Here is a 13,035-nt window from a genome sequence, read left to right on the forward strand (position 1 = left end):
AAGTGTGCTAGGATACGTCGCTTTTTGACACACCTCACAATTCTTATGAAACGGAGTGAGGGAAATGTATCAGTCAGTACGTTTGTATTGACTACAAAATAGCGAACTTTTTAATGTCTAATTTGACGCAGTCCATCGATAGCCACTCAAACCACGGGACTATCCAAGCTGCAACTAGCGCCCGCACTCCATTCGCCTCAATATTCAAGCAATTCCATCTTAATCATCCAGTATTCTGGATCAGCGGCAGTTTCCTGGCCGCTTTCGTCCTGCTCGCACTGACTGACCCGACTCTTTTATCTGGCTGGGTAAACACAGGTTTTACTCTGGCTACGCGCTACTTTGGCGCTTTCTGGCAAGTACTGTTACTGCTTAACTTCCTTATTGGCTTAGTTGTTGCTCTCGGCAGAACGGGTTACGTGCGTTTAGGCGGTCTGTCTACACCTGAGATTGATACCTTTAAGTGGCTCTCAATCGTGCTGTGTACCCTACTTGCAGGTGGAGGCGTATTTTGGGCTGCTGCAGAGCCGATAGCGCATTTTGTATCAGCACCGCCCCTCTATGGTGAAGCCTCTCCTCATAAAGCGGCCATCAATGCCCTGTCACAATCTTTTATGCATTGGGGCTTTCTTGCATGGGCGATCCTTGGCTGCCTGTCAACGATTGTCCTGATGCATCTTCACTATGAGAAAGGGTTGCCACTTAAGCCGCGCACCCTGCTCTATCCGGTTTTTAGCGACAAAGCAATCAATGGCTGGATTGGTCATCTTGCCGACTCAGCCAGTGTGATCGCCGTTGCTGCTGGCACTATTGGTCCGATTGGCTTCCTCGGCTTACAGATCAGTTATGCCTTAAACGCTCTTTTTGGTATTGGGGACCATTTCACCACTCAGACATTGGTGATTCTCTTCGCCATTGCTACCTATACCTTGTCAGCACTGAGTGGTGTCAGTAAAGGTATCCAGATTGTTAGCCGTTACAACATCATTCTTGCTGCATTGCTTATCGGTTATGTCCTGGTTTTCGGACCAACCAGCTTTATCGTTGATGGTTATGTGCAGGGCGTCGGTCGCATGGTCGACAACTTCTTTCCAATGGCCTTGTATCGCACAGATACCAGCTGGCTTAACTGGTGGACAGTATTCTTCTGGGGCTGGTTTATCGGTTATGGCCCGATGATGGCCATTTTTATCGCCCGAATTTCTCGCGGACGCTCGATTCGTCAGTTGATATTATCCATCAGTATTGCCGCTCCACTTATCACCTGCTTCTGGTTTAGCATTGTCGGTGGTAGTGGCTTAGCTTATGAACTGGACAACCCGGGTCTGATCTCGTCGGCGTTCGAAGGTTTCAACCTACCCGCAGTGTTACTGGCGATTACTTCACAGCTGCCTATGGCGACCTTAATCTCAGTACTGTTTCTGATCTTGACCACTACATTCATTGTTACTACCGGTGATTCAATGACTTACACCATTAGTGTCGTGATCACAGGTTCTTCAGAGCCAAGTGCCGCGATGCGTGCCTTCTGGGGAGTCATGATGGGTGTGGTTGCTATCGCTCTTATTTCAATGGGCTCCGGTGGTATCTCTGCTCTGCAGTCATTTATCGTCATCACTGCAGTTCCGGTATCACTGATCCTGCTACCCTGCCTATGGAAAGCACCTGCTATCGCCAACCAAATGGCAAGGGATCAAGGCATTATTTAGCCCTATACAAGCAGCCCGGTTCGCTCTAGCGCAGCAATCCGGGCTGTTTGTTATTCATACACTAATTGTTTAATCTGTAGCCCGTTTGTTTCATATATGGAATATATCTTTGCATTTTTACTGTTTAACCATTCGTGACAAAAGTGTTACTTTAAACACTATTGGTTACACTGATATAAAGATCTGCTAAAGACCGAAGATTCTTTATAACAGCTTGAATAAGGATATGGACCAACAATCTCCAAACAAACAATATGAATTGTTGCCCTTTATTTAGCCCGTATAGTTGCCCACTGTGCGGGCATTTTCTTATCTGAAACCCCCATCTCTGCCCACACAACGAGAAATTAATCACTTGTTTAAATATTGAGTAATTTTTGTCATATCGATTACTTAGCAGCCACACTATAATTAATCGACTGTTTAATATAAGAGATCTCGCTGTGACCACTCAATCACGTAAAGCCGGACGCCCAAGCGATAGTATCGAGGCAAGAGAAAAGCTCATCCATCATGCACGAGAGCTTTTCACAGTTATGCCCTATGCGAAAGTATCGACTCGCTTGATCGCTAATCGTGCAGGCGTAAATGTTGCGATGATCCGTTATTACTTTGGTAGTAAAGACGGGCTATTCGAGACCATGCTACGCGAAACACTAGAACCAATGAAACGTCAGATGCAGGCTTTATTGCAAGATAGCTGCCAGAAGAACTTTCTCGACCTGATGCGCACCTACTATCGCGAGATGGCCAAAGCCCCTCAGTTTCCTCGCTTGATCACTCAGGTTATGCATATGGATGCCAGCGAAACGCAAAGAAAGCTTCTCGAAAAGGTGTTTATGGATATCACCCAGCCAATGCAACAAGTCATGTTCACTAAGTTAGTCGATAGCCAGATACTCAGACCGGATGCTGATCCCAAACTGTGTAAGGTTTCCTATATCAGCTTGATGGTATTTCCGTTTATCGCACCACCAGCGTTACTGGCAATTCATGGCATTGAGCTCAACGAAGACTTTTTAGATCAGTTACTTGAACACAACATTAAATTAATGACTCACGGATTTCTCCAATCCAACGACCAGCAGGATTAACACCAATGAAAATCAACAAGAAGCTACTGTTCTTCCCCGCACTCGCCGTTGGCGTCATCACCTTAGTTGTCGCGGTGAAGATGAAGCCAGACCTACCCGTTAAACCGGCTGGCGATCGCGCCCGTTTGGTAGAGACAACCACGTTAGAACTAAGAGCGATGGCGCCTCAAGCGATTGGCTTTGGCAAAATCGCGCCGAAGCTGGAGTGGAAAGCCATCGCGGAAGTCACTGGCAAGATTGTTTACCGACACCCAAAACTCGAAAAAGGGCAAGTGTTACAAGCAGGGACGGAAATTCTGCGTATCGACCCGCTCGACTATGAACTCAAACTGGTACAAGCACAGGCTGACCTCAAATCTGCCCAAACTTCTTTAGCCAAGCTGAACCAGGAAGAAGATAACCTTAAACAGACGTTAAAGATCGAGCGCAACCGTTTAGAGATTGCCAACAAAGAGCTTCAACGTAAGCAGAACCTACGTAAGAAAGGCCTCACCTCTCAGTCTGACGTCGACCAGCAAGAGCAGAGTGCGCTGTCACAACGAAAATTGGTTCTCGATATCGAAAACCAGATCGGCCTGATGCCGGATGAAAAGCGTGTCGCTGAAGCATTAGTTAAAGTTAACGCTTCTAAAGTCGACGAAGCTCAGCGCTCACTTGAAAAAACCATCATTACCCTGCCGTATGATTTGCGTATCTCTTCCGTGGAAGTGGAACAAAATCAGGTGGTCAATCTACAGCAAACTATGGTCACCGCGCATGGGATGGGCGTGATGGAAGTGGAAGCGCAGCTCTCTATCCATGACATGCAAACCCTGGCTTCCAGCTTAGGCGAATTTGGTCGTGATGCTGACGGTATCCCGCAACCAGACATGACCTTTATCAACGCGTCAATCGAGCTAAGTAGCGGTAACCTTAAAGCGAGATGGCCAGCAAAGGTAGCGCGTATCAGTGAAACGGTGGACCCAAATCAGGCGACCGCTGGCGTTATTCTGGAGATCGAACAGGATTACCGTAGCCTTAACCCAACTTCAGCGCCCCCTCTGGTTAACGGTATGTTTGTTCGCGCGACAATTGAAGGTCAAGCCAACCCGAGCTGGGTGATCCCTGAGCGTGCGTTACATGGGGACAAGATCTACCTGATGAGTCAGGACAACAAACTGGAAATTCACCCTGTCTCTGTACTCTACCGTCGTGACAATCAGGTTGTAATTGACGGTAACTTAAATCAGGGTGATCAGTTAATCATTAACGATTTGCTTCCTGCTATTGAAGGCATGCTGCTTAAGAAAGCCAGCACTAATGCACAGGAGTCGCAGTAATGATTCGATTCTTTGCAAAGCATCCGACGGCGGCTAACCTGTTGATGCTGGCGTTGTTAGTGCTCGGCCTGACTTCGCTACCTAATATTAAGCGCGAAACCTTTCCTGAGTTCGATCCACCGTACATTATGGCAGGCGTTGTCTATCCGGGAGCATCACCACAGGAAGTAGAGGAAAGCATCTGTGTGCGTATGGAAGATGCCGTGGATGGGCTGGCGAACATTGAAGAGACTCAGTGTGAAGCGATTGAAGGTTCAGCCCGCCTGATCCTCAAGCTGAATGAAAAGGCTGATATCGGCCGCATGCTGGTCGACGTTCAGACTCAGATCAATTCAATTAACGATTTCCCACAAGAGATTGAATCCCCTGTTGTGCAGGAGCTCGACTGGAATGAGCCAGTGGTCGACGTTGCGATCACCGCCGATACAACCTGGCCTGAACTCAAGGCCTACGCAGAGCAGCTTAAGAGAACGTTAAAGCTTGATTATGATGTATCTCTGGTTGATGTCGCTGGCTTCTCAGATCATCAGTTCCGAGTAGAACTCGACTCTCAGGCCATGCGTCAGCTGGGTCTGAGCGTTGGTGATATTGCAGATCAAATTGGCAGACAGAACATCAAACTGCCGAGTGGTAATGTCGAAACGCCTGATAAAAACTTCCTGATCCGTTTTGATGAGCGCCGTGTTACTCCTCTTGAACTAGAGAGTATCGTCGTTGGCTCCGGCCCTAACGGTTCATTGATCAGGCTAAGAGGCATCGCCACTATTACCGACCGCTTCGAACTGGATGAACAGAAAGTGCTGTTTGACGGTCACCCTTCGGCGCTGCTTAAGGTAAGTAAAAACAAAGAAGATGACGCACTACGTATCAAAGAGCGTGTTGCTCAGTTTGTCGAAGATCAGCAGGCAATTGCCCCTATGGGCGTCAAGCTTGAACTGACCAATGACCTGTCGTCAGTTCTGTGGGACCGATTAACCATGATGGTACGTAACGGCTGGCAAGGTATTGTACTGGTGTTCGCCACCATGTGGTTGTTCTTTACCCTACGCTATTCATTCTGGGTGGCAGCTGGCCTTCCGGTTGCTTTCCTCGGTGGCTTGTTCCTCATGGCTCAGCTCGGACTGTCCATCAACATCATGTCTCTGGTCGGTCTGTTAATGGCGATCGGTATCATGATGGATGACGCGATAGTGATTGCCGAATCGATCGCTTCCCATCTTGATCGAGGCGAAGAGGTCGATGACGCAGTGGTCAAAGGGGTGAAAAAAGTACTGCCCGGGGTTATCTCTTCCTTCCTGACCACAGTGTGTATCTTCGGTAGTCTGCTGTTTCTGCAAGGCGAAATGGGCGCGGTGTTGAAAGCCGTGCCACAAGTGTTGATCCTGGTTCTAACCTTAAGTCTGGTCGAGGCATTCCTGATCCTGCCGAACCATCTGTCACACTCACTGCATAAGGAGAAAAATGATAAGCCACCAGCGAAGTTTAAACAGAAGCTGCTTGATGGTTTTGAAAACTTCCGCAACACGACACTGGTTAACGCAGTAGAGAGAGTGGTTGAGTATCGCTACGCCTTCCTCGGTAGTGTGGTGGCGTTGCTGTTGATCTCCGTGGCGACCATTGCTGGAGGGCTGCTAAAGTTCCAACCTTTCCCGGAACTCGATGGTGATATCGCCGAAGCACGTATCATACTTCCACCGGGCTCTTCCCTGTCACAGACAGAGGCAGTGGTCGATAGAATCGTCGCCTCCGCTCGTAAGCTTGATAAAGAGTGGACAGAAACGGTTGAGAACGGTACACCACTGGTGCAGCACATTACCAGTCAGTTTAACGCCAACGCCGATGCCAACGAATCAGGTCCTCACATCGCCACGGTTAGACTCGATCTGCTCGGCGCAGAAAGTCGCAACACTTTGATCGATGATTTCATTGCCGCCTGGCGCGAAGATATTGGTGAGCTTGCCGACCCGATTTCACTGGTATTCAAACAACCGACGATGGGACCGGGTGGACGTGCGATAGAGATCCGCGCTAAACATGATGACCTCGACGCCCTCAAAGCGGCCTCCATCGACATCCAGCAGTACCTCAAAGAGTTTGATGGCGTACATGGCGTGCTCGATGATATGCGCATGGGTAAAGAAGAGGTACTGGTCAAACTTCGTCCTGGGGCAGAAACCTACGGGGTCAACGGCCAGCTGATCGCCAGTCAGCTTCGCGCAGCCTTCTTCGGCCAAACGGCTGACGAGATCCAGGTTGGGGTTGAAAACATCTCTGTCGAGGTGCGTCTCGACAAAATACAGGCCGGCGACCTACAGCAACTGGCTAACTTCCCGATCATTGTTGCCGATGGCAGTCAGATCCCGCTTGCGACCATAGCCACGCTCGACTTCCAGCGTAACTATGTGCGTATTCAGCGTATCGACGGCTTACGTACCATTAGTGTGTTCGGTGATACTGACAATACTAAAGTCAACTCAACCGCTATCATCAACCAGTTCCAGAAAGAAGAAGCGCCAAAGCTGATGGCTAAGTATCCGGGGCTACGCTTTGACTTTGAAGGTGAAGCCAAAGATACCGCTGAGACCAGCTCGTCAATGGCTAAGGGGTTCTTACTCGGCCTGTTCGGCGTGTTTGCTATCCTCAGCTACCAGTTCCGCAGCTACCTTGAACCATTTGTGGTTATGCTTGCGATCCCGCTCGCCTTTATTGGCGTGGTATGGGGGCATATACTGCTGGGTCACTCACTGAGCATGCCGAGTATGATGGGCTTTGTCTCGCTGGCAGGTATCGTGGTCAACGACTCTATCTTGTTGGTACAGTACATCCGCCACCATGTCGATGAAGGTGATAACGTTCACGACTCGGTCGTAAAAGCCAGTCGCGAGCGCTTCAGAGCCGTATTTCTGACCTCAATGACCACAGCAGCAGGTCTGCTCCCCTTACTCACCGAAACCAGCTTGCAGGCACAGGTTATTCAGCCACTGGTTATCTCGATTGTGTTTGGTATTTTTGCCTCGACGCTGTTGGTGCTATTTATGATCCCGGCAGCCTATGCTGTATTAGCCGACTTTGGTCTCGTGCATAAGCATGAAGAGATTTAGTCACTTAGCGTGGGATCTCCAATGATAAAAAAATAAGCCAGACTTGCTGTCTGGCTTATTTATTTGAACGGATTTAGTACTGCGTTAGCTTGTCGTCTGCGCCTTTTCTTTACCACGCGGTAGTAAGCGCTTCACCTTGCCGAACAGTCCCTTAATGTCCTCTAGCATCAGGTAGAGACACGGTACTAATATCAAAGTGAGTAGCGTTGCAAACAGAACCGCAAAACCCAGAGCCACCGCCATAGGGATAACAAATCGTGCCTGAAGACTGGTTTCAAACATGATAGGCAGTACACCAACAAAGGTGGTGATTGAGGTCAGTATTATCGCTCGGAAACGGGCACAACCTGCTTCAATCACCGCCTCTTTAATGGCTACACCTTTTGCCCTTACCTGATTGACATAGTCAGTCATGACCAGCGAGTCATTGACCACCACACCAGCCGCGGCAATCAGACCAAAGGTCGACATCATGCTCAGATCCAAGCCAAACCAGTAATGACCCCATATCGCTCCTGTCAGACTAAATGGAATAACTGACATGATAATAAGCGGCTGAGTGTAACTCTTCAGCGGCACTGCCAGCAGCATGTAAACAATAATCATACCGGCGACAAAGAAGATCTTCTGCTCGTTCTGCTGAGCTTGCTGCTCTTCAATCGTACCACCCAGTTCACTCTTAACACCTGGATAGTCAGTCAGAATATCAGGGATGATCTCTTCGGTGATCTGCTCAACAATCTGATTAGGCTCAACCAACTCCTCGTCTATCGAACCATAGACGTAGACACTTCGATAGCCCCCTTCACGGCGGATACTGCTCACGCCAGGTTTCTGATTGATTTCAACCACATCTCCAAGCATGACCTTTTTGCCTTCCGGCGTAGTGATGACGGCGTAGCGCAGTGAAGAGAAAGCCTCACGGGTCAACTGCGGGTAACGAACCATCACCTTGATCTCTTCACCATCACGTAACACGCGCTGTGCCTCACCACCATAGAAACTGCCGCCGACCTGAGTGGCAATGTCGAATAAATCGAGGCCGAGATCATAAGCTACCGGCGCCAGCGACAACAACACTTCCTGACTACCAGCGTCAATCGATGACGAGATATCAAACAGCCCTTTCTGTTGCTGCAAGGTCAGGATCAGATCCCGTCCTGCGGCATTAAGGCTTTCAATATCTGGGCCGTAAAGCAGGAAACCAAACTCGTCGCCTTTCTCGTCGTCATTAACGTTATCCGATACGTTGAGCATTTTCAGACCAGCAATATTTGGCAAGCGTTCACGCCAACGCCGCGCCAGCTCGAAGGTATTGAACGGTCGTAGCTCTTCGTCGACCAGAGGAATAACCAGTCTCCCCTCTTTTCTGCCCTGACTGAAGGTGAGGATATCGCGAATCATTTTCTGACCGGTTTCCTGCTCGATCTCTTCATCGATCGTGAGGACCGTCGATTCAATCAGTTTAAGCGCTTCAATCGTCTGCTCACTCGACACATTGTCATTCATCACCAGCTTGATGCTTGGGAAGTCATGCGGCACCTTTGGCGAAGGAACGATGCGCACATAACTTGCCATCACCATCGCAATACTGATGACCAGAATAGCAACGAAACCCGTAAACACACTCCAGCGCCAATGAGTACAGGTTTTGACAAAACGCTTGTACGGACCATTGATGAAAGCAAAGAAGCGAGTATTGAAACGATCGCGCCAACTGCCCTTCTTGATTGGCTTAAACTTCGAGTGCGCTAAGTGCGACGGCAGGATCAACTTTGATTCAATCAAGCTGAAGAACAGACACAGAATCACAATCGATGCGATACCGAAGAAGAAGGCACGTTCTATCCCTTTTGACATTAAGAACGGCGCAAATACCGCCATGGTGGTCAGTACGCCGAAGGTCGCTGGCGTTGCCACACGTTTGACGCCACGAACAACGTTTTCAACCCCACCGCCATTCTTCTCTATCTCGCTGTAGGCACTTTCACCAATGACTATCGCATCATCAACCACGATACCCAGCACCATGATGAACGCAAATAGGGAGATGATGTTAATACTGACACCAATTGCTGGCATCACCATAACCGCGCCCAAGAAACAGACTGGCAGGCCTATCATTACCCACATCGCCAGTTTCACACGTAGGAATAGACTCAGCATCAAAGCAACCAACACCGCACCTTGCAACAGGTTCTTGAGCATCATGTCTAAACGAGCGTTGAGATAGTAGGTCATATCAACCAGAGTTTTGATCTTCAGATCAGAAGGTAGCGTCTGGTTTTTTTGTTCAATGTAAGCTTTTACCGATTCCGCTACCGCCACCATATTTTGGTCTTTGGTCGCCTTGACCGACAGGTACATGGCATTTTGACCAGAATACTTGAAGTATCGATCATCTTCAGTAAAACCATCTTTGATCGTCGCAATGTCCTGAAGTAATACCTTGCCACCGTTAGCCCCAATCTTAACCGGAATATCTCTGAACTCTTCGCCACTGTAATACTGGTTCTCGATTCGCACCGAGATCATGCCAGCATTAGTGCGCACTTCCCCAGCGGAATAGTTCGCAGAGTAGCGTTGGATAGCCTTGCTCACATCATTAAGTGTCAGGCTGTATTTTTGTAACACCTGTGGCTCAATTTCGATGGCAATTTCATACTCAGGCGCACCTAACTCGACTAATGCAACATTACCCAGTTGCAGCAACTCATCTTCTATCTGTTTGGCGATAGGCTTAAGTTCTAACAGGCTACGGTCTCCAACCAACGCCATCTCAATCACATCCTGACGCCACTCATATTGGTAAACCTGAATAGGCTCCATGGCATCAGGGAAGTTTGAGGTCGCATCGACTTTTTGTTTGACCTTATCCAGAACATCATCGATGTTTTCATCGACGCTGACTTCAAGCTCAATATTGCCGCTGCCACGATAGGCGCTGGACACGGCTTTTTTGATCCCGGTGACGTCTTTGAGCGACTCTTCAAGCTTGATAAGAATGCTCTCTTCAATCTCCTGAGGCGATGCGCCCGGATACTGAGCACTCACATTGATGTAGTTAACTTCAATGTTGGGAAACATCTGGCGCTGGATAAAGAAAAAGCTCACCGTACCAACGATTAGAATAAACACCATCAGCAAGTTGGCCGCCACAGAGTTATTGGCGAAATAGGCGATCAGCCCTTTTTGTTTCGTCTCTTCCATGATCGGACCTTACATGTTCGATTGATTAGCTGTTAGATTCACTTCGACCTGCAGGCCTTTCTGCGGATACTCAGGTACGGTCAATACCACCTGATCATCATCGTTAAGCCCCTGATTGATCAGCATGAACTCTTTTTCAGCACGCAGAACATTCACCGTTCTTGGCTCTAGTTGGTTGTCATCATTAACCACCCAAACCTGACGATTGTTGACCAGCTCCTGAGGCAGACGATAAATGTGTTTGAGTTCTTTACCGGCAAACTGAACCTCGACATAAGAACCAAACTTCATCGCAGGCTGATCGCTGTCGATCGCATACGGGTTCTCGACGCGCACAACCATATTAATCATTCGCGTGCTGCTATCGATCACACCGAGGTCGCGATCGATAACACCTTCACGGCGAGTATTTTCAATCCCGCGTTGAATTATCTGAGCAGAGGTACCCGCGTAATCTTGAGGCAAGAATGCGCTATCAAAGCCAGCAATTGGGATATGGACTTCACCCGCCTCAACGTTATTGAGTGTTGCAACGTGAGCGCCGGCTGCGATGAACTGACCCACACCAATATCACGGGTAACAACCAGTGCATCATAAGGAGCTAGGATCTGGCAGTTGTCCAGGTCACGCTTGGCGCGCTTTAGTGCCGCCTGAGCAGATTTAACCTGAGCGTTAGCACTCAGCAGTTGAGGTTTACGCAGATACAGATCCGTAACCTGCTTCTGTGGCAAACTCTTAGCCTGACGTTTAGCCACTTCGGCTTTCGCTTTCTCTTCAATCAAAGCAGCTTTGGCACTTGCCAACTGAGCTTCAGCCTGAAGAACAGCAGCCTGATAGTTATCACTTTCGATGCTGAATAACACTTCGCCACGTTTAACAATACCACCGACCACAAAATTCGGATGCCAGCTGGTTACCTCACCAGACACCTGAGCAGAAAGCCGAGTCACTTCCACTGGTTGAAGCTCACCATGGCTGGTGATCACCACCTTGTGATCACTAGAGTGTACTTTAGATACCGTGACAATCGGCGGCGCTTTAGGCGGTTTGCTTTCGAGTTGTTCAGGCGCACTCGATGCAATCGCCGAGTAGCCAGCATAAGCGACACCCAAAGTGATAAATGGCAGTAACCAACGTAACGGCTTAGTTGTCATGTGAATTCCTTATCCGTTTGTAATACAGTTGTGCAGTCTCGGTTTTGCTTGCCGAGTATTAGAATATATATACGTGTGGGGAGAGGTTTAGCACCAACTCAATCCACACTATACACGTACAAAATGACATTCATAAATAATCATTATTGATTCTCATTTTTTGTTCATTATCGGAATAACAGACAACAGTTAGCAAAAGAAGTGCCATACATAAGCGCATGATAAATAAGCGTTCTACATAATGACAATGGCTATCCAGACTAATTTACTTGGTGAATATAATCACTAATGGGTGAAATTTACCTCATAGTGAATACAATGAAACCTGCTACTAACGACAAATGCCAACAAGGATGTAGGTGAATGAAGCAAGTCATTCTTTTCGATTGGGGTAATACCCTGATGGTCGACTTTGCCCAATACAGCGGAAAAATGTATTTATGGCCGGAAGTCAAAGCCGTGGAGCAAGCGCAAGCCACGTTACAAGCTCTGAGTAAAGAGCATGACCTCTATGTCGCAACCAGTGCTCGTGACTCTTGCGAATCAGAAGTAAGGGCAGCCTTCCAGCGAGCAGAGTTAGACCAGCACATCAAAGGTTACTTCTGTAAAGCCAATCTTGGTATCGATAAAGATTGCCCTGAATTTTATCAGGCAATTCTTGAATCACTGAATCTGGAAGCATCTCAAGTGACCATGGTTGGCGATACGCTGGAAAAAGATATTTACCCGGCGCGCGAGGCGGGTCTGCGCACCATCTACTTTAATCGACACAATCATCCCCTTGATGAAAATATGGTGACGATTCACAATCTGTCTCAGCTACTTGAAAAGAAATGGTGATTTGGCACTTTACCTCAACTACGGTTGAGGTTTTATAGTCACTGTCCTGTTATTCAACACATCTACAAAGGACAGATTAGTGAAGACATTGATACTATTTTCCAGCGCCAACAAGCAAGGCAACACGGCGAAAACCATCAACGCCGTAAACAGTACTCACCGTAGTGAAATCATCGACATTGATCAGTTAAAGATAACGCCTTACAACTACCAGAATGACTACCCTAGCGACGATTTCTATCCGTTAGTCGATAAGATGCTCGCGGCTGATAATATTGTGTTTGCTTCGCCAGTTTACTGGTACACGGTGACGGCGCCAATGAAGGCACTCATTGACCGTTTGACTGAGTTGTTAGACGTGGCAGAGCTAAAACCGAAAGCACGTGCATTAGAGAATAAACGCGGCTTCGTTGTGGCAAGTTCAGGAAAAACAGAGATTTGCCCGATCTTTCACGGCCTGTTTAAAGGTTTGTTTAACTACTTTAATATGGAGTTTGCCGCGACTCTGCATGCCGCCTGTCACAACGGCTACTCACTGTCAGAAAAGGAGCTGCAGCAATTCACTAATACCTTAAGCCACCGCCATTAAGCGTTGCCCAATAAAAAG

8 protein-coding genes are annotated in these 13,035 nt (G+C 48.1%); 6 read left to right on the plus strand and 2 right to left on the minus strand.

The annotated features are described in order from the left end of the window. Positions 1–113: 113 nt before the first annotated feature. The 4 genes from RH46_RS17865 (at position 114) to RH46_RS17880 (ending at position 7,223) form a co-directional block, all read left to right on the plus strand. Positions 114–1,709: a BCCT family transporter gene (locus RH46_RS17865; RefSeq protein ID WP_006880924.1), complete on the plus strand. Its 1,596-nt coding sequence runs from the start codon at positions 114–116 to the stop codon at positions 1,707–1,709. A gap of 443 nt (positions 1,710–2,152) precedes the next feature. Next, complete coding sequence (locus tag RH46_RS17870; RefSeq protein WP_006880925.1) at positions 2,153–2,803, plus strand: TetR/AcrR family transcriptional regulator; 651 nt, start codon at positions 2,153–2,155, stop codon at positions 2,801–2,803. Positions 2,804–2,808: 5 nt separating this feature from the next. Then, a complete protein-coding gene (locus RH46_RS17875) occupies positions 2,809–4,122 on the plus strand; it encodes an efflux RND transporter periplasmic adaptor subunit (protein ID WP_006880926.1) in 1,314 nt (437 codons plus the stop codon). Further along, positions 4,122–7,223 (plus strand): efflux RND transporter permease subunit, encoded by a 3,102-nt coding sequence (locus tag RH46_RS17880; protein WP_006880927.1) that lies wholly within the window; start codon positions 4,122–4,124, stop codon positions 7,221–7,223. Before RH46_RS17875 ends, RH46_RS17880 begins: the two co-directional genes overlap by 1 nt. Before the next feature lie 84 nt (positions 7,224–7,307). On the opposite strand, the gene RH46_RS17885 is transcribed toward RH46_RS17880, so the two are convergent. Together RH46_RS17885 and RH46_RS17890 are read right to left on the minus strand one after the other, a co-directional pair. After that, complete coding sequence (locus RH46_RS17885) at positions 7,308–10,433, minus strand: efflux RND transporter permease subunit (RefSeq protein ID WP_006880928.1); 3,126 nt, start codon at positions 10,431–10,433, stop codon at positions 7,308–7,310. A gap of 9 nt (positions 10,434–10,442) precedes the next feature. Next, the gene (locus tag RH46_RS17890; protein WP_006880929.1) at positions 10,443–11,588 is read right to left on the minus strand and encodes an efflux RND transporter periplasmic adaptor subunit; all 1,146 of its coding nucleotides are present in this window, start codon (positions 11,586–11,588) and stop codon (positions 10,443–10,445) included. 363 nt (positions 11,589–11,951) lie between these two features. On the opposite strand from RH46_RS17890, the gene RH46_RS17895 reads away from it, so the two are divergent. Both RH46_RS17895 and RH46_RS17900 read left to right on the plus strand, forming a co-directional pair. Further along, positions 11,952–12,428 carry an HAD family hydrolase gene (locus RH46_RS17895; protein ID WP_006880930.1) on the plus strand — a complete coding sequence of 159 codons (477 nt, stop codon included), beginning with the start codon at positions 11,952–11,954 and terminating at the stop codon, positions 12,426–12,428. Between the two features lie 79 nt (positions 12,429–12,507). Beyond that, positions 12,508–13,017 (plus strand): flavodoxin family protein, encoded by a 510-nt coding sequence (locus tag RH46_RS17900; protein ID WP_006880931.1) that lies wholly within the window; start codon positions 12,508–12,510, stop codon positions 13,015–13,017. The last annotated feature ends 18 nt before the right edge of the window (positions 13,018–13,035 follow it).

It is taken from the genome of Vibrio brasiliensis LMG 20546, assembly GCF_000189255.1.
GTDB lineage: Bacteria > Pseudomonadota > Gammaproteobacteria > Enterobacterales > Vibrionaceae > Vibrio > Vibrio brasiliensis.